Here is a 22,831-nt window from a genome sequence, read left to right as displayed (position 1 = left end):
CTCATCCACCTTTGTCGTGTCGATCGGCGGCCCGGTGCTTCATGAGCATTCGATCTCGTGTCGAGACGCCGAGAAGATCGGCGATCCGCCAGATCAGGTTGTCCTCCAGCTCATGCACCTCGCCGTCGGCGAAAGTGACCTCCCAAAGCAGTTCTATGAAGCGCACGCGCCCTTGCGCGTCGAGAGCGTGCATCAGGACGTTGGTGAAGCGATAGAGATCGACAGCCTCGGCGTCCGCCTGGCCGCCGGCGTCGGTGACGCGGTCTATCTCATCTTCCGACAGCGAGAATTCCGTTGCAAGGGCGGCGCGCAGGCTCTCCCGCTCGGCCTCGGTCATCCTGCCGTCGGCGCGCTCGACATGGACGAGCAGGGCGGCGGCGGCAACGCGAGGATCGTCCGGCCCGAGCGACGAGCCGGCGACGCCCTCGCCATCGCCGCCGAGAAAACGGACCAGCTCCTTCAGGCGATCAGCCAGCACGGGCTAGAACAACCGCATCCGGCCGCCTTCGCCATGCTCCTGACCGCCGGGCGGCGGCGTGGTGCCTGTCGAAGGCGGAGTTTCGTCGTCCGCGTCCACGGGAGATGGTGACGCGGCTCCACTCGTCGGATGGTTCTCGGCCGATGGCTGAGTCGACGCAGAGGTCACCGGCGCGTGTTCGACGAGCGGACGGGCTGCCTCCTCCTCGTGGGAAATATTCAGCGGCTCTGCGGCGCCGAGGCGCTGCACCGGCACTTTCCAGCGGAAGGCGTCGAGCCGGCCGGTGACAGGCGAGATCGGCTGCCATTCCTCCGACACCATGCCGTCGGCCGTCCACGCGGGATCGCGCGGGGCGCGCAGGGCGCGGGAAAGCCACTCGCGCATCTTGCCCTCGTTGCCGCCCTCGGCCTCCTCGATATCGGCAAGAAGCAGGAACACGCTTTCGCGCGGCCCCATGCGGCTCGCCGCGAGCGCTTCCTCGCGGGCGAGAGCGAAGTCGTGGGCATCGAGCGCGGCGTGGGCGACGCAGATGGACGACTCGACGTGGTTCGGCCGCAGCGACTGCAGCGTCTTGGCGCGCTTCAGTCGCTCCGATGTCGAGTCGCCGAGCCGGGCGTTGACATAGGCTTCCGCGATCTCCGGATGCGGCTCCGTCGTCCAGGCGGATTCGAGGATCTTGGCGCCGCGCCGGATATCGCCGAGGCGGAAGAGGGCGCGCGCTGCCGTGACAGCCGCCGGCGCGAGGTCCGGCGCAAGCTTGTGCGCCTCAATGGCGGCATTCTTGGCCGTGGTGGGATCGGCATCGGCCACCGCCTTGGCCTTGGCGGTCAGAAGCACGGCGCGCAGACGTTTCGAATCGTCCCTGCCCACGAGGCGCGATTCGCGCTGCGCCTCGAGAATCTGCAGTGCCCCGTCCCAATCCTTCTCCAAGGACTTCGCTTCCAGCACCGCGCCGCCCGCCCAGGGCAGCTGCGGGGCGATCCGCGCCGCTTCCTCGGCATAGTGCCGGGCCGCAGTCTCGTTGCCGGCGCGCTCGGCCTCCAGGTAGAGGCCGCGCAGGGCGAGAAGACGGGTCTGCGGGTCGCGCTCCATGGATTCGAAGGCGGCATGGGCGCGCTGATGGTCGCCCTCGATCATCGCCGTCTGTGCGTCGAGGAAGCGCACCAGCGGCTCGCGGCGATTGCCGAGAAGCTTCTCGCTGCGCTTGGCGAGGCGGCGGGCGGCGACGGCATCGCCCGCTCCGGCGGCGAGAATGCCGCGAGACAGGGCGTCATAGCCCCGATCGCGCTTGCGACGGCGGAAATAGCCGCCGAGCGCTCCGGGCGTGCGAAAAAAGGCGACGATCAGCCAGGCGAGGATCAGCGCCGCGAAGATCAGCAGCGCCTCAGCTATGACGAAGACCAGGAAGCTGGTTTCGACATGCTGCCCCTGCCAGGTGAGCGACACCATGCCGGGATTGTCGGCAAGCCAGGCAAAGCCCAGGCCGGCGGCGAGAACGATGAGGAAAAAGGCCAGCACACGCAACATGGAATGTCCTCACCCTGCCGTCTGATTGGCGCCAAGGGCTCCGCCCAGCGCTTTTTCGGCGACATCGTCCGCGGCGATGCGCGAGCGGACGGCCTCCTCGAAATCCTGGCTCGCCGCCTTGCCCGGATCGGGCAGGCCCTGCCAGAGCTCCAGCCAATGGCGGAAATTGCCCTCAGCCATCGCCTGATCCATCTGCGCGAGCACCGGAACGTCGGCGGCCGGCGCCGCAGTCGTGGCATTGCCAGCCGGACGGACGGAAACGAGACCCTTGAGACCGGAGAGAACCTGCTCTCCGATGCCGACATTGGGGCCGCTCGGTGCCAGCGCCGCGGCGATCCTGTCCTTCACGTCGCTCCATTCGGCTGCGAAGGTGCGCTCGGTCGGAACGCCCTTGGCCGCGAAATCGCGCAAGTCGGCGACGGCTTCGTCACCGCCGGCGGCTGCGGCATAGGTTTCGAGCTCGCTCATGAACGGGTCGCCGCGATCGATGGCGGCCTTCAGCGAGGCGGCGGCGAGAGCGACGCGCGCCTTGGCATTGGCCGCTTCCACGGCGGAGAGACGGTCCGCGAGCTGGGCAACGGTCTGGTTGGCCGAATCGGCCACCTGCCTTGCCTCGGCAACGGAGTTCTCCGCGTTCTGGCGGTTGGCGTCGACGGTGGAGCGCAGCTCGTCGAGCGCACTCGCGGTTTGGTTGGCTGTGTCGTTGGCCTTGGTTGCCGTCTGGCGAACCTCCTCGATCGCCGCGTTGGCGGCATTGGCCGTGTTGGTCGCCTCGTTCACCGATTGCCGAAGGCCGTCGAGATCGCCCGCCGCCTGTCCGCCGCCGCCTTTCTCCACGGCGGAGATGCGGTTGTCCAGCTCCTGGAGCCGGCTCGATGTCGCTGCGGCCGTATCGCCGCCGGCCGCCTGGGCGGAGCGGACCTGATCGAGCCCGCCCTTCATGTCCTGAATCTGGTTCTGCAACTGCTGGATGTCGCCCTTGCGCGCCACATCGTCCATCGGAGCGGCCTCTTCGGTCGCGACCGAAGGCAAAACCCCCGCATATTGTAGGACGCCGGCGCCGGCGAGGGCGATCACCGCGCCAAGAAGGCCGGCACCCAAGGCAGGGCCGAACCCGCCGCCGTGGGGAGCGGCCTCATAGGCGGGCGATAACGGCGTGCCGGAAAAAGGCGGGCGCGTCGAGTGTTCGGGCTCTTCATGCGCCGAGTGAGGGTGTGCGGCTTCCAGGATAAGATCGCGGTCGGCCTGGGTGAGACCGTCGTCGGCCGCCGGGGCGGCTTCTGCCTCGGGCGCCTGCAAACCTTCGTCCTCGGCAAATTCCCGCGGGCCGGCGAGCTCTTCGGTCGTATCGGTAGCGGGCTCTTGGGCAGGGATGGGCTCTTCGGTCGAGGTCGACCCGGCCGGGGCTTCCTCGATGGCGGAACGCTCGACCGCTGCGCTCTCGGACGGCTCGATCGGCGGGCTGCCTGCCTCGATGTCCGGGACGTCGGGCCTTGGCTCCGATGCCGCCTCTTCGGGAGTGGGATCGGGCGCGGCTTGCCGGGTCGCCTCCGCCGACGTTTCCTCGTCTGGCGTTCGCGCCACGGTCTTGTCCTCGGCGGTAAGATCGATCGTCGGGCCTTCCTGCTTGTTGGGCCGCGAGCGCCGGGGGCGACTGTTCATCGAGACGACTCCGTTTCCTTCATGCTTGGCGGGTCCCGGCAGGGCGCGGGACCGACCTAGGCTCGGCTCCCCTATTGATCCGCGACCGGACGGGACGCAAGTCAGGACGCCCTCGCTTTGCGAAACTAGGTTATAGAAAGCAATCGAAAAGCGACAAAAGATGTGGTTCGGGCGAAATGGCCGCGGCATCGGCCAAAGAGAAAGGCAGTGCGTCGCGGATGCGCGGCGAAAGGCACAGGGGGCGAGCGGGGCCGAGGAGGGCCGGTTCCTCGTCGATCAGCGCCGCAAACGCCCGCGCCTGGGCCGCCGACAGAAGCAGCGTGAAATCAGCCGGCTTGCCGCCGACCGCCGCCGCTATCTCGTTCCCCGACGGGTGGAGCGGGCGCATGTCGTAGGCCTCCCATACGAGATGGGCGATGCCTGATGCGGCAAGGCGTTGCTCCAATGTGGCCGTGCGTTGACGCCCGGTTGCGTAGAGGAGCGGGCGTCGCGGTTGACCAAACACGGTCGATACGAGAGCCGCGAGATCCTCGGCCTTGCCAGAGCCGGCTTTGATATGGCTGAAGCCGGCATCTTGCGCTTTTTTCGCCGTCGCCTTGCCCACGGCGAGGAGCGGGCGCCCGTCACGCGGGAAGGCGGCCGCGAGCGCGCCGACGGCATTGGCGCTGGTGACGAGAAATCCCTCGACGTCTCTCGACGGAGGCGGGCCTGGCAGGGCAACGACCTCCTCCGTGGGCAGGATCAACGGCTCGTGACCCCGCTCGGAGACCAGGCGGGCCGTGCGCTGGGCCTCCTCATGCCGCCGCAGAATCAGGACCCTCGCCATTGGCTTCCTGGTCCTTCAGCACCGCCAGCCGTCAAAGAAGCCGGGCCCTGCCTCGGCGATGACGACACGCGCCGCTTCCTGCCCAATCGCGGTGGCCTCACCCACCGGGCCGCTTCGCCGCGTGGTGTGCGCCCGCGTACCGTCCGGCGTCAGGATCATTCCCGTCAGAGTGATCGTTTCACCCTCGATGGTGGCGCGTGCGGCGATCGGCGTCCGGCAGGAGCCATCGAGCTCGGCCAGGAATGCCCGCTCCGCCAGCAAGGCGAGATGCGTCTCGCGATGGTCGATGGCGCCGAGCAGGCCGCCGAGACGTTCGTCACCGATCCGGCTTTCCACTGTGATCGCGCCCTGACCCGGAGCCGGCGGAAAGCGCTCGAGGTCGAGCACCTCCGTCGCCACATCCTCCATGGCCATGCGCTTCAGCCCGGCGATCGCCAGAAGCGTCGCGTCGGCCTCGCCCTCCTCGAGCTTCCTCAACCGCGTCTGAACGTTGCCGCGAAACGTCTTGACCTCGAGATCCGGGCGCAGGCGCTTGACCAGCGCCTGGCGGCGGAGGGAAGCCGTTCCCACCACGGCGCCGGCCGGAAGGGCGTCAAGGGTCGGCGCGGTGCGCCCGATGAAGGCATCGCGTACATCCTCGCGCGGCAGAAAGACGGAAAGCTCGAGACCATTGGGCAGCACCGTCGCCACGTCCTTGGAGGAATGGACGGCGAGATCGATCCGCCCGTCGAGCAGCGACTCCTCGATCTCCTTGGTGAAGAGGCCCTTGCCGCCTACCTCGGCCAGGGGACGGTCGAGAATGCGATCGCCCGCCGTCGAGATCACCTGGATGGCAAAGGCGCTTTCCTCCAGCCCGTGCGCGGCCATCAGGCGCGCGCGCACTTCCGCCGCCTGGGCGAGCGCGAGTTTGCTGCCTCTGGTGCCGATGACGACGGGTTTCGATTGCGTCATGGATCAACCCTTTGCTACCGGAAGGGCGTGACGCGCCGCATTCCGACCTTCTTCTCCAACCCGGCAAGGTTTTGCCGGTCCGGTTTGGGAGCATAGGGGTAAGGCGGATCAGCCTGCCGCGCAACGCAAAGAGGATGTCCTTGTTGGTGCCCCGTCCAGTCAACCCGGTTTCCGCCGCTCCGAAAGGGCCGGTGCTCGGCATCGAAACGAGCTGCGACGAGACCGCGGCGGCCGTCGTGGGGAGGACGGCATCGGGCGCGCCGGTCATTCTATCCAGTGTCGTACTCAGCCAGACGGAGGAGCATGCGGCCTTTGGCGGCGTGGTGCCGGAAATCGCGGCCCGCGCCCATGTCGAGGCGGTGGACGGCATCGTCAAGGCCGCGCTGACCGAGGCCGGAACCGGGCTCGAAGGGCTCGCCGGCATCGCGGCGACAGTCGGCCCCGGCCTTGTCGGCGGCCTCATCGTCGGGGCGATGACGGGCAAGGCGCTGGCGGCGGCAAGAAAACTGCCCTTCTTCGCGATCAATCATCTGGAAGGCCACGCGCTGACGCCGCGTCTCACCGACGCGGTCGCCTACCCCTATCTCGTCCTGCTTGTCTCTGGCGGCCACACGCAGATTCTCCTGGTGCGGGGTCTCGGGCGCTACGAGCGCTGGGGAACGACCATCGACGACGCCCTTGGCGAAGCCTTCGACAAGACCGCGAAGATGCTGGGGCTCGGCCATCCGGGCGGCCCTCTGGTGGAGCGCGCCGCCGCCTCCGGCGATGCCGGGCGCTTTCATCTGCCGCGCCCCATGAGGGGCGAGAAGCGACTCGACTTCTCCTTTTCCGGCCTCAAGACGGCGGTGCGACAGGCGGCGAACGCGGCGGCGCCTCTCTCGGACCAGGATGTCGCCGACCTTTGCGCCGGCTTCCAGGCGGCGGCGGCGGACAGCGTCCGCGACCGCATCGGCCGGGCTCTCGAACGTTACCGGGCTGAGCTGTCCGATCTTGCCGACCCCGTGCTCGCCGTTGCCGGAGGGGTCGCCGCCAACGGCGCCATCCGGGCGGCCCTTAATGCCGCCTGCCAGGGTCATGGCGTACGGCTGGTGGCGCCGCCGCTTTCCCTGTGCGGCGACAATGGCGCGATGATCGCCCATGCCGGGCTCGAGCGGCTGGAGGCCGGGCTTTTCGACGGCTTCGAGGCGCCGGTGCGCCCACGCTGGCCGCTGGACGAACAGGCTGCGCCGATGATCGGGTTCGGCAAGCGGGGGGCCAAGGCATGACGCGCTTTGCCGTGATCGGCGGCGGCGCCTGGGGCACGGCGCTCGCCGCGCTCTATGCCAAAGCGGGGCATGAGGTGACGCTCTATGCGCGCGATACCGCGATGGCGGCCGCCATCAACCAGAGCCGTGAGAATGCCCGGTATCTGCCCGGCATCCCTGTGCCGCAGGGATTGACCGCCACCGACGACCTCGCGGCCGCGACCACCGGCGCAGAGATCGTTCTTGCCGTCGTGCCGACGCAGAGCGTCAGGGCAGTCGCGGCAAGCCTTGCTCCGCTCCTTCAGGATCGTACGCCCGTGGTCCTTTGCGCCAAGGGCATCGAGAAGGCGACCGGCGATTTTGCCTCCGATGTTCTTCGGGAGGAAGCGCCGACGGCGCGCGCGGCCGTGCTGTCCGGTCCAAGTTTTGCCGCCGATGTGGCCAGCGGCCTGCCGACGGCGGTGACGGTTGCGGCGGGCGAGATTGCGCTTGCCGACGACCTCGCTCGCGCGCTCTCAACGGAAACCTTGCGCTGCTATGCCTCGGACGATCTTGCCGGCGTGGAGGCGGGAGGCGCGCTCAAGAACATCCTGGCGATCGCCGTCGGCGCCGTCCACGGAAGGCGCCTCGGCGCATCGGCCGCCGCCGCGCTGACGGCGCGCGGCTTCGTCGAGTTGCGCCGTCTTGGCGAGGCGCTGGGTGGGCGCGCCGAGACGCTGATGGGCCTCTCCGGCCTCGGCGACCTCATCCTCACATGCTCCAGCGCCCAGTCGCGCAACTTCACCTTCGGACTGGCGCTCGGGCGCGGCGAGGACGTGTCGAAGCTCAAGCTGGCCGAAGGGGTGCATTCCGCCGAGATTGCCGCGCGGATCGCCGCCGAGCGTGGCATCGAGGCGCCGATCATCGACGTCGTCGCCGCCGTCGTGGCGGGGCGCATGACACTCGAGGAGGCGATGAAGGCGCTTCTCGCCCGCCCCCTCAAACGCGAATGGGACTGACAGGAAAGGATTGACCCATGCTCTTCGCCCTTCTTTGCACGGATCGCGCGGACGCCGGATCGCTGCGTGCCGAAACGCGGGCCGCCCACCTCGACTACCTGTCCTCATTTGGCGATGCCATGAAGTTTGCCGGCCCCTTCCTCGGTGAGAACGGCAAGCCGAACGGCAGCCTCGTCATGATCGAGGCGGAGGATGCGGCGGCGGCACAGGCGATCGCCGATGGCGATCCCTATGCCAAGGCCGGGCTCTTCTCCTCCGTGACCATCCGCCCCTGGGTGTGGGCACTGAACAAGCCCGACGCCGCCTGAGAGGGGAAGCCCATGGCCTATTGGCTGTTCAAATCCGAGCCGGGCAAGTGGTCCTGGAACCAGCAGAAGGCGAAGGGCGAGGCGGGGCAGGAGTGGGATGGTGTCCGCAACTATCAGGCGCGCAACTTCATGCGCGCCATGAAGACAGGCGAGCGCGGCTTCTTCTATCATTCCAACGAGGGCAAGGCGGTGGTCGGCGTGGTCGAGGTTGCGGCCGAGGCCCATCCTGATTCGACGGCCCCCGGCACGGCCTGGGAGTGCGTCGATCTCATGGCCGTCGCGGACATGCCGAGCCCGGTGACGCTGGAGACCATCAAGGCGGAGCCGGCGTTGAAGGACATGGTGCTCGTTTCCAATTCGCGCCTGTCGGTTCAGCCGGTCGGCGAGGCGGAGTTTCGCAGGATCTGCGAGATGGGCGGGCTCGATCCGGCAAGCGTGATGGTCTGAGGCGTGCCTGGGGCGGGGAACGAAGGAGGGGGCTGAACATTTCAGGAACATAATCCTGAGACGGAGATCTCCATGACCGATGCCCCGAAGGCGGAGCAAGCCTCCAACACGGAAAAGAACCCCGACGACTGGACGACGGCCGACGAGCCGATGACCGGCGCCCAGGCGTCCTATCTCAAGACGCTGTGCGAGGAGACGGACCACGACTTCGACTCCTCGCTCACCAAGGCGGAGGCCTCCAAGCTCATCGATGACCTGCAACAGCAGAGCAAGCGTCTCAAGGGGACCAGGGGAGGCGACGCCAAGTGACGGCAAGGGCGCCGGCCTTACCGTGCCGGGCGCCCGCGCCTTCGTTCTTGCGGAGACGCGCCTTCAGCGCGTTCCCTCCGTGCCGGAGGTTGCGCTTCACCTCGCCGAGGAGGCGCACGGTCTGTGGCTGAAGACGGAGGCGGAGCTTCAGTCCGCCGGCCTCGCACCGCCCTTCTGGGCCTTCGCCTGGGCTGGTGGGCAGGGGCTGGCCCGCTTCATCCTCGACCATCCCGCCGTCGTCGCCGGACGCCGCGTCGTCGACTTCGCCTCGGGCTCCGGTCTTGTGGCGATCGCAGCGCGGAAGGCAGGCGCGTCGCATGTGACGGCGGTGGACATCGATCCCTTCTGCGGCGCCGCCATTCTCCTCAATGCGGAGGCCAACGGCGTTTCGATCGACATTGCCATCAAGGACCCCGTCGGCAAGATGATCAAGGCCGATATTCTGCTGGCCGGCGACGTCTTCTTCGACCGGGCGATGAGCGCGGCGATCATTCCCTGGTTCGACAGGCTGGCGGGCGAGGGCGTCCAAATCCTCATCGGCGATCCCGGCCGTGCCTATGTACCGGTCGAGAGGCTCGAACGGCTGGCGGTCCACCGCGTGCCCACCAGCCAGGCGTTGGAGGACGCTGACTTCAAGGCGACGACGGTCTGGCGCTGGCGCCGGGGAGCGGGATAGAATGCCGCCTCCCGATCCTTCCGACGGAGATACTTCCCTCATGTCCTCCAAAGAAGCGCCCTGGCCGGGCGACAGCGACCATGTCCGGCTGGAAAGGGCCGAAATCCTCTCCGATGCCTGGTATACGCTGCGCCGCTATACGTTCGCCCAACGCCGGCGTGACGGCGCCTGGCAGAGCGCCGCGCGCGAGGCCTATGATCGCGGCAACGGCGTTGCCATCCTGCTCTATGACCGCCAGAAGCGCAGCGTTGTCCTGACACGGCAGTTCCGTTTGCCGGCTTACGTCAACGAGGGCGGCGATGGCATGCTGATCGAGGCGACGGCGGGGCTCGTCGACGACCTCGATCCCAAGGCGGCGATCATCAAGGAGGTCGAGGAAGAGACGGGCTATCACGTTCGCGATGTCTCCGAGCTCTTCGACATCTTCATGAGCCCCGGCGCCGTCACCGAGCGGCTCTACTTCTATCTCGCCGAGATCGAGGCGGGCGTGCGCGGCTCGGAAGGTGGTGGCGCGGCGGACGAGGGCGAGGATATCGAGCGCATCGAGGTGGACTTCGACGAGGCGCTCGCGATGATCGATCGCGGCGAGATCCGCGACGCCAAGACGATCATCCTGCTCTATCACATGCGGGTGAAGGGGATTCTCTGAAGCTCAGGATGCGGGCGCGAGGTGTCGCCGATAGGCGGCCGCACGCCGCTCTTCGGGCGAGGCGAACAGGTCGACCTCGCCTTGCCCGTGCATCGCCATGAGCCGGCCCTCGATGGCCGCCTGATCGGTCACTTCGCCATCGGCCAGGATGTGGCGCACCAGGACGCCGCGCTCGTGGAGCGCGCGGCCGACAAGCAGGCAGCGGTGGCAGTCGGCCGGATCGCGCTCGGCGCACATGATGGCGATGCGGTGGCTCTTGGCGCCCTCGATCAGCCGGTCGAGACCGGTGTTGAACGCGTCTCCTGCTGCGATCTTGTCGAAATCCGCATGGCCGTTGGTCATCAGGGCCGGATCACTCGGCCGCGCGCCGAGCTCAAGGCCGAGATGGACATAGGCGATGCCGTCCTCCCGCAGCCGCGCCGAGAGCGGCGCGCGGGAAAAATGCGGCACCCGGCGCGAATAGGGAATGGAGCGGACGTCGGCGAGCGCGGTGATCTGGTGGCTCCGAAGCAGCTCCAGAAAAGCCTCATAGGCGTGATTCGAATGGCCGATCGTCCAGATCTCGGCTGCCGGGTTCGCCATGGCGTTCGTCCCTCGCGCGGTGTTCCGACGCTGGTCTAGGACGCGCCGGAGAGAAATGCCATCGTCACGAGGATTTCCGCGGTCGTCCGGCCTCCGCAACCTGGGAAACCGTCGAGCCGATCGTTCACTCCATTGTTGGCTGGCAAGTTTCTTCTTCCAAAAGAGCCCGGAACGAGCTTGGCGGCGAGGGATTGCTTTGCTGACCCGTCGCCAAGCGGGCCGCCCACCCCTCGAACGAGAATGGAGCACTCGATGACCGAGTTCGATCCCGCTCGCTGCGCCTTCGTCGCCAGTGCCGCAATGGCCGGTGCCGCCGCTGCTGCGGCTCCCGCCTTTGCGCAGAGCGGCCAGTCCGGCGGAAGCAATGCGCCCATGACGAGACAGGCCGCCGATTTCCCGAAGCCACCCTATCCAAAGCAGGAGCAGCCCTGGCCCGGGCTTGCCCAGAAGATGGATCCCCGGCCTGATCACGGTGAAGAAACCTACCAGGGGACCGGCCGGCTCACCGGCAAGCGGGCACTGATCACCGGCGGTGACAGCGGGATCGGGCGCGCCGCCGCGATCGCCTTCGCCAAGGAGGGCGCGGACGTCGCGATCTGCTATCTTCCGGAGGAGGAGCCCGACGCTGAGGAGGTCAAGCAGGTCGTGGAGAAGGCGGGCCGCAAGTTTGCCGCGTTCCCCGGGGACCTGCGCGACAAGGAGTACACCACGGCGCTGCCCGGCCGGGCCGTCGAGGCGCTCGGCGGTCTCGATATCCTGGTCAACAACGCCGCCTATCAGAAATGGGTGCCGGGCCTCGAAGACTTGTCGGACGAGCAGTTCGACCAGACGATGAAGACCAATCTCTACGCCATGTTCTGGCTCACCAAGGCGGCGCTGCCGCATCTGAATTCAGGCGCGGCCATCATCAACACCTCGAGCGAGGTGGCCGCCTCCGCCCCCGAGATCCTGATCGATTATTCGATGACGAAGGCCGCGATCCTGCTGTTCACCAAGACGATGGCGAAACAGCTTGGCTCGCGCGGAATCCGCGTCAATGCCGTGACGCCGGGACCGATCTGGACCCCGCTGCAGGTGACGGGCGGACAGAAGCCGGAGAATATCCCGAATTTCGGATCGAGCACGCCGGTGGGACGGGCCGGGCAACCCGTGGAGCTCGCGCCTTTGTACGTGGCGCTTGCCGACCCCGCCTTCAGCTACTCGACCGGACAGGTGTTCGGCGCAACCGGCGGGGATGCCCAGCCGGGGGTCTGAGCCGCCACGGCGGCCCGAATTTTCGTCCCGAAGCCGCCTGTGAACAAACCACCGGGCGGGCTCAAGCTGCGTCCGGCGTCACCGGAGAGGAGCATGCGGCTGGGCGAGTGATATGGGCGATGGCGCCGGTTGGGGCGGACGGCGCCATGCCCAGGCGATCGATCCCCGCCGCCACGAAGGGAGCGATGGCTTCGGCGCCCGAGACATTCGCGGCTGCCGGATGCTCGATGAATGGCAACCTTCGGAGGCCAGATTCAGTGCTCGAGGCCCTGCTCGGCCGCTTGGCTGAGCGCGGCGATCGCTTCCAGTTCCTCGCGCAGATGCTCCCACGCGCCGGCGGGGGCGTCGCCCATGGGATTGCCCGTTTCCGCCGCAAACTCGAAGATCTCCTTCAGTTCATCGAGCAGATGCGGATCGCGCAGCGAAATCAGGGTGATCAGTGCCTTGAGAAGGCGATCGTTGGCGAAAATGCGGTTGCGAAGTTCCGTGTTCATCGGTCGCTCCTCTTTGGCGTAATCGGCTTGACCTCCGGACAGCAAGCCGTTGTGTCCCAGATGAGTTGCGATGTTTACGAAATAAACCGTGTGGCCGCCCACGCTGTGTTGTACGTCTGCAGTGAGGCCGCCGGTTCGCTCGCCTCCTCCACGCGGCACGCCGAGGACCAAGGCCAAGAACGCCGTCGGCACACCAAGGATCACAAAGCAGAAGGCGCTGCTCCTGCTCCGGTCATCCTCACATCGTCCCGATGGTCTTTCCCGTCTCATCGAAGCGCAGCATGCGGCCGGGGAGGGGGGTGAGATGAACGGTGGCGCCGGGCGCGGCCTGGTATTCGCCGAAGAGGCGGGCGGTGATGAGGCCCGCCTTCTCCGTCTCGACATAGAGGTTGGTGTCGCCGCCGAGATGCTCGGCATGGACCACCGTGCCCTTGAAGGCTCCCGAATTGGGGTCGACGGTGAGATGCTCGGGGCGGATACCGAGGGTCTTGGCCTTGTCGCCAAGACGCGCGCCCTCGATGAAGTTCATCTTGGGGCTTCCGATGAAGCCCGCGACGAACTCGTTGGCCGGGTTGTTGTAGAGCTCCATTGGCGCGCCGACCTGCTCGATCCGGCCGGCGGAAAGCACGACGATGCGGTCCGCCAATGTCATCGCCTCCACCTGATCGTGGGTGACGTAGATCATCGTGGCGTTCAGGCGGCGGTGGAGCTGAGCGATCTCCAGGCGCGTGTTGACGCGCAGCCCGGCGTCGAGGTTCGACAGCGGCTCGTCGAAGAGGAAGAGGGTCGGCTCGCGCACCACGGCACGCCCGATGGCGACGCGCTGGCGCTGGCCGCCGGAAAGCTCGGCCGGGAAGCGCTTGAGATAGGGATCCAGCGACAGCATGGTGGAGGCAACCTCCACCCGCCGGTCGATCTCGGCCGCCGGCGTGCCCGCCTGCTTGAGGCCCAGGCGCATGTTGTCGCGCACGGAAAGGTGCGGATAGAGCGCGTAGGTCTGAAACACCATGGCGATGCCGCGGTTGGCGGGCGGCGTTGACGAAACCTCCTGGCCGGCGATCCAGACCTCTCCGGCTGAGGCGTCCTCGAGGCCGGCGATGATGCGCAGAAGCGTGGACTTGCCGCAGCCCGACGGGCCGACGAAAACGATGAACTCGCCTTGCCGGACATCAAGATCGATGCCGCGGATGACCTCCACGGGGCCGAACTTCTTGGTGACGGCCTTCAGTTCGAGAATGCTGGTGCCGGTCGCCTCGGCCATGCGCGTGTCTCTCTTCTAGAATTCCAGAGCGATCGGGCGACCCTCGTGGGCGCTCCGGTCGGCGGCAAGGACGATGGCGAGCGAGCGCACGGCGTCCTCGTTGTGGCGGGAAAGGTCGAGATCCTCGCGGATGGCCTTCGCCATGAAAGCCTGCTCGCGCGCGCAAAGCGCGTCGTGGCCCGGTTCGTCCACCGTCGAAAGCCAATCGTCGTCCCGCGCGAACCGGCCGTCGGCGGAAAGCGCGCCGTGGTGGACGCGGATGCGCGAGGTCTTGGTGTGGGTGTCGATATCGGACGACTTCGAGCCGTCCTCGACGACGATCGAAACCGAGCCCTTCGGCGTCATCACGTCTTTGACGAAGAAGGCCGTTTCGGAAATCATCGGCCCCCAGGCCGCCTCGTACCAGCCGACGGACCCGTCGTCGAAGAGCACCTGAAGATGGGTGTAGTTGAACTGGTCGGGGGCGATCTCGTCGGTGAGGCGCACGCCCATGCCACGCACCTCCTTCGGCCTCGCATCGGTGATCTGGCACATGACGTCGACATAGTGGACGCCGCAGTCGACCATGGGCGAGGTGGTTTCCATCAGCGTCTTGTGGAGCGCCCATTGCTCGCCGAAGGACTGCTGGTTGAGGTTGAGGCGCATGACGAACGGCCCGCCCAGCTCGCGCGCCTTTTCGATGAAGAGCATCCAGGACGGATGATGGCGCAGGATGTAGCCGACGACGAGCTTGCGCTTGAGGCGGGCGGCGGTGTCGACGACCCGACGCGCGTCCTCCACCGTCGTTGCCAAAGGCTTTTCGACGAAGACGTGGGCGCCTGCCTCCATCGCGGCGATGGCGTAGGGCACGTGGGTGTCGGTGTAGGTGTTGATGGAGGCAAGGTCCGGCTTCGTCGTCGCCAGCGCCTCGTGAAAATCGGTGAAATGCGGATAGGCGGCGAATTCGGTCGGGAGGGGTCTGCCGCCGCGCGTCACGAGGCCGACGATCTCGTAGCCGGGGTCGGTGTGGTAGGCGCGCGCATGGGACGCGCCCATATTGCCGAGGCCGGCGACGAGGACCTTGATGGGGGTCTGGCTCATTTGACGGCTCCGGCGGTGATGCCGCGAATCAGCTGGCGCGAGAAGATCAGGTAGAGGATCAAAACCGGCAGGATCGCCAGGGACAGGGCGGCAAGGACGGCGTTCCAGTTGGTGACGAACTGGCCGATGAACATCTGCGCGCCCAGCGTGACAGTCTTGGTCGATTCGGCCGGCGCCAGGATCAGCGGGAACCAGAGATCGTTCCAGATCGGGATCATGGTGAAGACGGCAACCGTCGCCATGGAGGGGCGCACCAGGGGCAGGACGAGGCGGAAGAAGATGCGATATTCCGACAGCCCGTCGATGCGCCCGGCGTTTTTCAGGTCGTCCGAGACCTGCTTCATGAACTCCGACAGGATGAAGACGGCGAGCGGAAGCCCTTGTGCGGTGTAGACGAGGATCAGGCTGGTCAGCGTGTTGACGAGGCCGGAGGCGACCATGAGCTGGAGAATGGCGACGGTGCCGAGGCGGATGGGGATCATGATGCCCAGCGCCAGATAGAGCCCCATCAGCGTGTTGCCGCGAAAGCGGTATTCCGACAGCGCGAAGGCGGCCATCGCCCCGAACAAGAGAACGAGCACGATGGACACCACGGTCACGATCAGGCTGTTCTCGAAATAGAGCAGGAAGTCGCCCTGCTTCAGCACGGTCTGATAGCCGATGAGGCTGAAGCTTTCCGGCCCCGGCAGAGAAAGCGGCGAGCGGAAGATCGCCTGCCGATTCTTGAAGGAGTTGATCAGGATCACGATCACCGGGAAGAGCGCGATCACCGTGTAGAGGATCAGAACGCCGTGGGCGGCGATGGAGCGGGTGGGGCTGCTGGTTGCCTTGCTCATCTCTGCCTCCGTTCAGAACTGGTAGCGGCGCAGCCGCCTCTGGATGGCGAAGAGGTAGAGGCACACGCCGACGAGAATGATGAAGAACATCATCGAGGCGATGGTCGCGCCCATGTTGGGATCGCCGATCTGGAGCTGAAAGCCGAAGAAGGTGCGGTAGAGGAAGGTGCCGAGAATGTCGGTGGAGAAGTTCGGCCCCGCGAGCGCGCCCTGCGCCGAATAGATCAGGTCGAAGGCGTTGAAATTTCCGACGAAGGTCAGGATCGATATGATGCCGATGGAAGGCAGGATCAGCCTCAGCTTGATCTTCCAGAACTGCGCGACGCCGGTGATGCCGTCGATCTCGGCGGCCTCGATGATCTCGTCGGGGATGGAGAGGAGTGCCGCATAGATCAGCATCATTGGGATGCCGACGAACTGCCAGACCGAGACGAGGCCGAGAGCGGTGAGCGCGTATTCCTCCTTGCCGAGCCAGGGCGAGAACAGCGCCTTGAGGCCGAAGAGGTCGAGCAGGCTCGGCGCGACGCCCCAGAGCGGGGAGAGGATCAGCTTCCACACGAATCCGACGATGACGAAGGAGAGGATCGTCGGAACGAAGATCGCCGTGCGATAGAAGGCGCGGAATCTGAGCTTCGGGTGCGAGAGCAGCGCGGCGAGAAGGATGCCCACGGGGTTCTGCACCAGCATGTGGATGATGAAGAACCAGGTGTTGTTGGCAAGGGCGTTCCAGAAGCTCGCCGCCCAGCGCGGATCGCCGAAGAGCGTGCGGAAATTGTCCAGGCCGACAAAGGTTCGGCCGTCCGGCGAGGAGTGGAACAGCGACAGCTCCAGCGTGCCGAACAGCGGCAGGATCATGATCGCCGTATAGATGAGAACGGCCGGCGCCAGGAAGACGGCGATATGCCAGCGGATCGGCTTCTTTCCCGCCATCGGCTCTGTCTCGTCCTTCGCGTGTCAAGGTTGGAACGGGGCCGCCGAGACGGCGGCCCCGTGAGCGGAGAGCCCGGCCTTACTTCTTCTGCGGCTCGTACCAGCTGGCGAGGCCCTTCTGGAGCTCTTCGGCGGCCTGCTGGGGCGTCTCGGTGCCGTTGATCACGTTGGCCGACTTCACCCAGGTCTCGTTCTCGAGGTTGGGCGTGCCGCGCGACAGGATCTGGTAGGTTGAGCGGATGGTCGAGGCGCACTTGTCACGCCAGGAGACGAACTCCTGGGCGAGCGGGTCTTCCATCTCTACCGGCGTCTTGGCGAGTGAGAAGAAGCCGGGCAGCGCGTTGGCATAGATGTTGGCGAATTCCGGCGAGGCGACCCAGGTGAGGAAGGTCTTGGCCGCGTCGGCGTTCTTGCTCGCCGCGTTGAGGCCCATGCCGATATCGGTATGGTCGGAGATGTAGCACTTGTCGCCGGCCTTCTCCACCGGCGGCGGGAAGGCGCCCATCTCGAAAGAATCGCCGATCTGCGCCCGGAACGGGGCGATTTCCCACGAGCCTGCCGGATAGATCGCCGCGCGGCCGAGGGTGAAGAGGTTCTGGCTGTCCGGATAGGACTGCGCCTCGAAGCCATCGCCGAGATAGGGCTTCCACTTGGCCAGCTCCTCGAACGGCGCCACCCAGGGCTCGTCGGTGAGCTTCTGCTCGCCCGCGATCAGAGCCTTCCGGCCTTCCTCGCCCTTCCAGTAGTTCGGGCCGATGTTCTGGTAGCCCATGGTCGCGGCTTCCCAGAGATCCTTGGTGCCCATCGCCATGGGGATGTAGTTGCCGTCTTCCTTGATCTTGTCGAGAACGGCGAAGAACTCCTCGCGCGTCGTCGGCACCTTGAGGCCGAGCTCCTCGAAGGCGGCCTTGTTGTAGATGAAGCCGTGGATGACCGAGGCCATCGGCACGCAGAAGGTCTTGGAGCCGTCGTCCGTCGACCAAGCCGCCTTGGCGACGTCGGAAAAGTTCTCCATGCCCGGCAGGCTGGTGAGGTCGGCGAGCTTGCCCTTGTTGAAGAGCTCGAGCGAGGCGTCGAAGGGCCGGCAGGTGATGAGGTCGCCGGCCGAACCCGCGTCCAGCTTGGCGTTGAGTGCGGCGTTGTATTCCGGCGGCGCCGAGGGCGAGAACACCACCTTGATGTCGGGGTGCTGCTTCTCGAAGGCTGGGATCAGCTTGTCCTGCCAGATGGAGAGGTCGTCGTTGCGCCAGCTCTCGATGGTGAGAGTCGTCTCCGCAGCAGCCAGGCTCGCGGAGCCGAGAACGCTGGACGCCAGGAGCAGGCCCGTCAATGCGGTATGTCTCATCTCATTCTCCCTGTTGTTCGCCGGTTGGGGCGGCTGGTTGTCTAGGTTGAAGCGCGGCCAGGGCCGGGCGAAGGTGGCCGGCGTTGGCCGCGAGAAGCGCCGAGGCTGCGGAGGGATCGCCCGCGCCGGCGGCGAGAAGAACGGCAGCCTTGACCGAGCCGTCGGCCGCGGCAAGATGGCTTCTCGCCTCGTCCTCGCGGCAGCCGCCGATGGCGGCGACGATGCGCGCCGCGCGGCGCCGCAGCTTTTCGTTGTCGGCCTGAACGGACACCATGTGGCCGTCATGGACGTGGCCGAGGCGGATGGCCATCATCGTCGAGAGAAGGTTGAGAGCGATCTTCTGCGCGGTCGCAGCGCCCATGCGCGTCGATCCGGCGATCACCTCGGGCGGCGTTTCCAGGAGCACAGACACGTCGGCCATGGCGAGGAGCGGCGTCTGCTCGTTGTTGGCGAGGGAGATGATGCGCGCTCCCGCCTTTCGTGCCCGCTCGATGCCCGAAAGCACATAGGGCGTCGAGCCGCTGGCCGAGATCCCGATGACGCAGTCGCCGCGCCCGAGGCTCGCCCGCTCGACGTCGCGCGCTCCCTCTGCCTCGCTATCTTCCACCGCTCCGGCCATGCGCAGCAGTGATTCGGCGCCGCCGGCGAAGAGGATGATGACCCGCTCGGGCGGCAAGCCGTAGGTGGCGGGTAGTTCCAGCCCGTCGGCGAGAGCCATGAGACCGGAGCTGCCGGCGGCCACATAGGCGAGACGACCGCCTGAGGCGAGGCACTCGGCGGCGAGGGCGGCCGCCTTGGCGATGGCGGGAAGAGCGGGCTCGACTGCGGCAGCGGCCGCGCGTTGCGACCGGAGGAGGACAGCCAGCACCTCGGCCGCAGGGCGCCGATCAAGGTCGGCTGCCTCTTCATGCAACTCTTCCGTCCTGGCCACCGTCATGCAGTCTTTCGCCTCCCACCTCGGCAATGAATGCCAAAACAATCCACCGGCCTTGCCCTGAATACTGCGCCTGCCCCTATTTTCCTCGCTCTGCCTGATTATTCGGCACTGGCATTTCTGACCTGATTTGGCTATTGGTAGCAAATTGGTATGATGTGTGAAAGAGGAAAACCACATTGGACCTGATGATCGGCATCGACGGTGGTGGAACAGGCTGTCGCGCTGCGGTTGCAGGCGCAGACGGCCGCGTCCTTGGCACTGGGACGGCCGGCGCCGCCAACATCGTGACCGATCTTGCGACGTCGCACACCCATATCATCGAGGCCGCCGAAGCTGCCTGCCGTGACGCCGGACTTCAACCGGAAAAGCTGGCCGAAATGCCTGCCGTGCTCGGTCTCGCCGGCGCCAACGTTGGCGGCAACGGGCGGCTGCTGGAGGGCATGCTGCCCTTTGCCCGCTCCGCCGTGGTCAGCGACGCGCTGACCGCGCTTGTCGGCGCGTTGGGGCCTCACGACGGCGCCATGGCCATCATCGGGACGGGCTCGATCTTCGCCGCGCGCGCTGAAGGCGCGGTGCGCTTCGTCGGGGGATGGGGCTTCAAGGTTGGCGATCTCGGCGGCGGGGCGCGTCTCGGGCGCGCGCTCCTGGAGGAGGCCCTCCTTGCCTATGACGGCATTCACCCTCGCTCGCCGCTGACGCAGCGCGTGCTCGCCCATTTCGGCAACGACCCGCAGGCCATCGTCGAGTTCGCCCATACGGCCCGTCCCCTGGACTTCGGCACCTTCGCGCCGTGGATCATCGCGGCGGCGGGAACCTCTGATCCGGTCGCCGAGCGGCTTCTCGACGAGGGGCGGCGCGCGGTCGAAGAGGCGTTGGCCGCGCTCATGCCCGCCGGTTGCGATCGGCTTTGCCTGCTCGGCGGTCTTTCCGCAGCCTATGCCGGCCTTCTTTCGTCGCGCTTCGGCGCCATTTTGAAGCAGCCCTTCGGCGATGCGCTGCACGGGGCGCTGGCGATCGCGCGGGAGCGCTTCGGCCCCGGCGGAGCGAACCAGCCATGACGGAGGCGCTGCGCCAGTTCCTTTCCGGTGGAGCCGCCGCGAGGGGTGGCGGGCCGCTCTATCTGAGGCTCAGAAGGTCCATCGAAAGCGCTGTCGAGGCGGGCGTGCTCGGGCCGGGTGACGCACTGCCCTCCGAGCGCGATCTCGCCGACCTTGCGGACGTCTCGCGCGTCACGGTGCGCAAGGCGGTTCGCGATCTCGTGGCCCACGGCCTTCTGAAGCGGCGCCAGGGCTCGGGAACCTTCGTCGCCCTGCCTGTCGAGCGGGTTGAACAGTCGCTCTCGGTCCTGACCTCCTTCACCGAGGACATGGCCCGGCGCGGGCTTGCCGTGCGGTCGGAATTCTTCGATCGAGGCCTCTACGAGCCCACCTCCGAGGAGACCATGACGCTTGGACTTTCGGCCGGCGAGAAGGTGGCGCGCATTGGCCGCCTCAGAATGGCCAACGGCAATCCGCTGGCGATCGAAAGGGCGTCGCTTTCGGGCCGTATGCTGCCTCATCCCGAAGAGCTGGACGGCTCGCTCTATGAGGCGCTCGACAAGGTCGGCGCGCGCCCCGTCCGGGCCATCCAGCGGATTTCGGCGGCTCTCCTCGACGACAGCGACGCCGCAAGGCTCGGCGTCTCGTCGGGGGCTCCGAGCCTCGTCATCGAGCGCATCTCCTATCTTGCGTCGGGCAAGGTGGTGGAGTTCACCCGGTCGCGCTATCGCGCCGATGCCTATGACTTCGTCGCCGAGCTTCGGCTGGCCGAATCACACCTATGAAGAAGGAAGAACACGTCGTGAGCCAAACCTCCACATTCATGCGTCGTGAAATCGAGGAAATCCCGGCGGTCGTCGCCCGGCTTGTCGGCGAGGGTGGCGCGCGACTGGAGGCGGCGGGACGCCGCCTTGCCGCGCTCGACCCGGCGCTGGTGGCGACGGTGGCGCGCGGCTCGTCCGACCATGCAGCCTTCTTCCTGAAATATGCCATCGAGCTGACGGCCGGCATTCCCGTCGCCTCGCTGGGCCCGTCCATCGCCTCGGTCTACGGCGCCAAGCTGAAGCTCGCCCATGCCGCATGCCTTTCGATCTCCCAGTCGGGCAAGAGCCCGGACATCGTGGAGATGGCGAAGGTCGCGCGGGCGGGCGGGGCGCTGTCCTTCGCCATGACCAACACCGCGTCCTCGCCGCTGGCCGAGGCCGCGGACGAGACCATCGACATCCTGGCGGGGGAAGAGGTGGCGGTGGCCGCCACCAAGACGTTCGTCACCTCGGCTGTCGCGGGGCTCGGGCTTCTTGCCTATTGGCAGGGCGACCAGGCGCTCATCTCCGCCCTGCGCGACCTGCCGGAGAAGCTGGAGGCTGCGATCGCCTGCGATTGGAGCGCCCTCGGCGAGGCCGTCGACGGGCATGATTCGCTCTTCATTCTCGGGCGTGGCCCGTCCATGGCGATGGCGAACGAGGCGGCGCTGAAATTCAAGGAGACCTCCTCGCTTCATGCCGAAGCTTACAGTGCGGCGGAGCTGATGCACGGGCCGGTGTCGCTGGTCGGGCAGGGCTTTCCGGTGCTGGTGCTCGCCGCGCGCGACGCTGCGCAGCAGAGCGCGGTCGACACGGCCGAAACGCTCGCCGAGCGCGGCGCCGCCGTCTTCGTCACCAGCGATGGAGCCTCGAAGGCCCGCCGCCTGCCCTTCGCGGCGACCGGCCATCCGCTGACCGAACCGCTCTCCCTCATCACCTCCTTCTACGGCTTCATCGAGGCCTATGCGCGCCATCGGGGCTTCAATCCCGACAAGCCGCAGAACCTCAAGAAAGTGACGGAAACCCGATGACCAAGACGACAGCCTATCGCGGCGCGCGCATCTTCGACGGCCAGAACTGGCACGACGGGTGCGCCCTGGTGGTGACGGGCGGGAAGGTGGCGGCGATCGTCGGCACCGGCGACGTGCCGGCGGACGGCGAGGTGATCGATCTCGCCGGCGGCCTCGTCGCCCCCGGCTTCATCGATCTTCAGGCCAATGGCGGCGGCGGCGTGCTGTTCAACGATACGCCGACCGTCGAGGGCATCCGGACCATGTGCCGCGCCCACGCCAAGTTCGGCACGACGGCGCTTCTTCCCACCGTGGTCACGGACGCGCCCGAGGTGACGCGGGCGGCGCTCGACGCCGGCGTCGCGGCGGCCTCCGCCCATGTTCCCGGCTTCCTCGGCCTTCACGTCGAGGGGCCGCATCTTTCGCTCGCCAAGAAGGGCATCCACGAGCCGAGCCTGATCCGGCCGATGGAGGACGCCGACTTCGAGGCGCTTTCGGCGGCGGCGAAGGGAATGCCGGTGCTGATGACGACGGTGGCGCCGGAGACCGTTCCGCCGGCGCGCATCACGGCGCTCGCCGCGGCGGGCGTCAGGGTCAGCCTCGGCCACTCGGCGGCCAGTGTCGGCGAGGCGCAAGCCGCCGAGCAGGCCGGCGCCACGCTCTACACCCATCTCTTCAACGCCATGAGCCAGATCAGCCAGCGCGAGCCGGGCGTGGTCGGCGCGGCCCTGGAATCGGAAGCGGCCTATTGCGGGCTGATCGCCGACGGTGTCCACGTCGATCGCCACTGCATCGCCATCGCGATGCGGGCGAAGCGCGGCCCCGGCAAGCTCTTCCTCATCACCGACGCCATGTCGCCGCTCGGCACGGACATGACCGAGTTCATGCTCAACGGGCGGCGCATGCTGCGCCGCGACGGCCGCCTCACCGGCGAGGACGGCACGCTTGCCGGCGCCGACCTCGATATGGCCGAGGCCGTACGCTTCATGTACTGCGAAATGGGCGTCGACCTTGCCGAGGTGCTGCGGATGGCCTCGCTCTATCCGGCCGAGGCGGTGGGCGCCGCCGAGCGTCTCGGCCACCTGAAGGATGGCGCCGTGGCCTCCTTCGTCCATCTGTCGGACGATCTTCAGGTCGAGGGCGTCTGGATCGAGGGGCAGGCGGCGGCCTCGCTCTGATGTCCCGGT

The 22,831-nt window shown here is 67.1% G+C and carries 25 protein-coding genes; 12 read left to right on the top strand and 13 right to left on the bottom strand.

The annotated features are described in order from the left end of the window. Position 1: 1 nt before the first annotated feature. The 5 genes from B5D38_RS09195 to hemC all read right to left on the bottom strand — a co-directional run bounded on the left by B5D38_RS09195 (position 2) and on the right by hemC (position 5,444). A complete protein-coding gene (locus B5D38_RS09195) occupies positions 2 to 478 on the bottom strand; it encodes a tellurite resistance TerB family protein (RefSeq protein WP_245318967.1) in 477 nt (158 codons plus the stop codon). A 3-nt stretch (positions 479 to 481) separates the two neighbouring features. Beyond that, entirely contained in the window at positions 482 to 2,005 is a 1,524-nt protein-coding gene (locus tag B5D38_RS09190) for a heme biosynthesis protein HemY (RefSeq protein ID WP_078708110.1), read from the bottom strand. Positions 2,006 to 2,014: 9 nt separating this feature from the next. Next, positions 2,015 to 3,667 (bottom strand): COG4223 family protein, encoded by a 1,653-nt coding sequence (locus tag B5D38_RS09185; protein ID WP_078708109.1) that lies wholly within the window; start codon positions 3,665 to 3,667, stop codon positions 2,015 to 2,017. 130 nt (positions 3,668 to 3,797) lie between these two features. Next, a complete protein-coding gene (locus tag B5D38_RS09180) occupies positions 3,798 to 4,493 on the bottom strand; it encodes a uroporphyrinogen-III synthase (protein ID WP_078708108.1) in 696 nt (231 codons plus the stop codon). Between the two features lie 15 nt (positions 4,494 to 4,508). After that, entirely contained in the window at positions 4,509 to 5,444 is a 936-nt protein-coding gene (gene hemC / locus B5D38_RS09175; RefSeq protein WP_078708107.1) for a hydroxymethylbilane synthase, read from the bottom strand. A gap of 146 nt (positions 5,445 to 5,590) precedes the next feature. On the opposite strand from hemC, the gene tsaD reads away from it, so the two are divergent. The 7 genes from tsaD to B5D38_RS09140 all read left to right on the top strand — a co-directional run bounded on the left by tsaD (position 5,591) and on the right by B5D38_RS09140 (position 10,075). Further along, complete coding sequence (gene tsaD / locus B5D38_RS09170) at positions 5,591 to 6,709, top strand: tRNA (adenosine(37)-N6)-threonylcarbamoyltransferase complex transferase subunit TsaD (RefSeq protein WP_245318964.1); 1,119 nt, start codon at positions 5,591 to 5,593, stop codon at positions 6,707 to 6,709. Next, the gene (locus B5D38_RS09165) at positions 6,706 to 7,686 is read left to right on the top strand and encodes an NAD(P)H-dependent glycerol-3-phosphate dehydrogenase (RefSeq protein ID WP_078708105.1); all 981 of its coding nucleotides are present in this window, start codon (positions 6,706 to 6,708) and stop codon (positions 7,684 to 7,686) included. The genes tsaD and B5D38_RS09165 overlap by 4 nt, the downstream gene beginning before the upstream one ends. A gap of 17 nt (positions 7,687 to 7,703) precedes the next feature. Further along, positions 7,704 to 7,994, top strand: a complete 291-nt coding sequence (locus tag B5D38_RS09160) for a YciI-like protein (protein ID WP_078708104.1) — start codon at positions 7,704 to 7,706, stop codon at positions 7,992 to 7,994. A 12-nt stretch (positions 7,995 to 8,006) separates the two neighbouring features. Next, positions 8,007 to 8,441, top strand: a complete 435-nt coding sequence (locus B5D38_RS09155; RefSeq protein WP_078708103.1) for an EVE domain-containing protein — start codon at positions 8,007 to 8,009, stop codon at positions 8,439 to 8,441. 72 nt (positions 8,442 to 8,513) lie between these two features. Continuing rightward, a complete protein-coding gene (locus B5D38_RS09150) occupies positions 8,514 to 8,750 on the top strand; it encodes a DUF3072 domain-containing protein (RefSeq protein ID WP_116002622.1) in 237 nt (78 codons plus the stop codon). Positions 8,751 to 8,772: 22 nt separating this feature from the next. Continuing rightward, positions 8,773 to 9,426, top strand: a complete 654-nt coding sequence (locus tag B5D38_RS09145) for a class I SAM-dependent methyltransferase (protein ID WP_245318960.1) — start codon at positions 8,773 to 8,775, stop codon at positions 9,424 to 9,426. A gap of 40 nt (positions 9,427 to 9,466) precedes the next feature. After that, on the top strand, positions 9,467 to 10,075 hold the full coding sequence (locus B5D38_RS09140; RefSeq protein ID WP_078708242.1) for an NUDIX domain-containing protein: 609 nt from the start codon (positions 9,467 to 9,469) through the stop codon (positions 10,073 to 10,075). A gap of 3 nt (positions 10,076 to 10,078) precedes the next feature. Here B5D38_RS09140 and B5D38_RS09135 read toward each other — a convergent pair whose 3' ends face one another. Further along, entirely contained in the window at positions 10,079 to 10,657 is a 579-nt protein-coding gene (locus B5D38_RS09135; RefSeq protein WP_078708100.1) for a DUF488 domain-containing protein, read from the bottom strand. A gap of 252 nt (positions 10,658 to 10,909) precedes the next feature. Between B5D38_RS09135 and B5D38_RS09130 the strand changes: the two genes are divergently transcribed. Next, positions 10,910 to 11,911, top strand: coding sequence for an SDR family oxidoreductase (locus tag B5D38_RS09130; RefSeq protein ID WP_078708241.1), 1,002 nt, complete (start codon positions 10,910 to 10,912; stop codon positions 11,909 to 11,911). A 254-nt stretch (positions 11,912 to 12,165) separates the two neighbouring features. Here the strand turns inward: B5D38_RS09130 and B5D38_RS22005 are convergent, their stop codons facing one another. The 7 genes from B5D38_RS22005 to B5D38_RS09095 form a co-directional block, all read right to left on the bottom strand. Beyond that, positions 12,166 to 12,582, bottom strand: coding sequence for a hypothetical protein (locus tag B5D38_RS22005; protein ID WP_131829888.1), 417 nt, complete (start codon positions 12,580 to 12,582; stop codon positions 12,166 to 12,168). A 61-nt stretch (positions 12,583 to 12,643) separates the two neighbouring features. Further along, positions 12,644 to 13,666, bottom strand: a complete 1,023-nt coding sequence (locus B5D38_RS09120) for an ABC transporter ATP-binding protein (protein WP_078708098.1) — start codon at positions 13,664 to 13,666, stop codon at positions 12,644 to 12,646. 15 nt (positions 13,667 to 13,681) lie between these two features. Further along, a complete protein-coding gene (locus B5D38_RS09115; protein ID WP_078708097.1) occupies positions 13,682 to 14,746 on the bottom strand; it encodes a Gfo/Idh/MocA family protein in 1,065 nt (354 codons plus the stop codon). After that, positions 14,743 to 15,582, bottom strand: a complete 840-nt coding sequence (locus B5D38_RS09110; RefSeq protein WP_078708096.1) for a carbohydrate ABC transporter permease — start codon at positions 15,580 to 15,582, stop codon at positions 14,743 to 14,745. Before B5D38_RS09110 ends, B5D38_RS09115 begins: the two co-directional genes overlap by 4 nt. A 12-nt stretch (positions 15,583 to 15,594) precedes the next feature. Next, the gene (locus B5D38_RS09105) at positions 15,595 to 16,512 is read right to left on the bottom strand and encodes a carbohydrate ABC transporter permease (protein ID WP_078708095.1); all 918 of its coding nucleotides are present in this window, start codon (positions 16,510 to 16,512) and stop codon (positions 15,595 to 15,597) included. A 79-nt stretch (positions 16,513 to 16,591) separates the two neighbouring features. Then, positions 16,592 to 17,857: an ABC transporter substrate-binding protein gene (locus tag B5D38_RS09100; protein WP_078708094.1), complete on the bottom strand. Its 1,266-nt coding sequence runs from the start codon at positions 17,855 to 17,857 to the stop codon at positions 16,592 to 16,594. 1 nt (position 17,858) lies between these two features. Continuing rightward, a complete protein-coding gene (locus B5D38_RS09095) occupies positions 17,859 to 18,794 on the bottom strand; it encodes an N-acetylmuramic acid 6-phosphate etherase (RefSeq protein ID WP_078708093.1) in 936 nt (311 codons plus the stop codon). A gap of 185 nt (positions 18,795 to 18,979) precedes the next feature. On the opposite strand from B5D38_RS09095, the gene B5D38_RS09090 reads away from it, so the two are divergent. The 4 genes from B5D38_RS09090 to nagA are packed head-to-tail and all read left to right on the top strand — an operon-like array spanning position 18,980 to position 22,822. Beyond that, a complete protein-coding gene (locus B5D38_RS09090) occupies positions 18,980 to 19,852 on the top strand; it encodes a glucosamine kinase nucleotide-binding domain-containing protein (protein ID WP_078708240.1) in 873 nt (290 codons plus the stop codon). Continuing rightward, positions 19,849 to 20,616 carry a GntR family transcriptional regulator gene (locus B5D38_RS09085; RefSeq protein WP_078708092.1) on the top strand — a complete coding sequence of 256 codons (768 nt, stop codon included), beginning with the start codon at positions 19,849 to 19,851 and terminating at the stop codon, positions 20,614 to 20,616. Before B5D38_RS09090 ends, B5D38_RS09085 begins: the two co-directional genes overlap by 4 nt. A 38-nt stretch (positions 20,617 to 20,654) precedes the next feature. Next, positions 20,655 to 21,665, top strand: a complete 1,011-nt coding sequence (locus tag B5D38_RS09080; RefSeq protein ID WP_078708239.1) for an SIS domain-containing protein — start codon at positions 20,655 to 20,657, stop codon at positions 21,663 to 21,665. Then, on the top strand, positions 21,662 to 22,822 hold the full coding sequence (gene nagA / locus B5D38_RS09075; protein ID WP_078708091.1) for an N-acetylglucosamine-6-phosphate deacetylase: 1,161 nt from the start codon (positions 21,662 to 21,664) through the stop codon (positions 22,820 to 22,822). The genes B5D38_RS09080 and nagA overlap by 4 nt, the downstream gene beginning before the upstream one ends. The last annotated feature ends 9 nt before the right edge of the window (positions 22,823 to 22,831 follow it).

Source organism: Consotaella salsifontis, assembly GCF_900167365.1.
In the GTDB taxonomy this organism is placed as follows: Bacteria; Pseudomonadota; Alphaproteobacteria; order Rhizobiales; family Rhizobiaceae; genus Consotaella; species Consotaella salsifontis.
The sequence above is the reverse complement of the archived record's forward strand: the minus strand, read 5'-3'. Positions and strand labels throughout refer to the sequence as shown.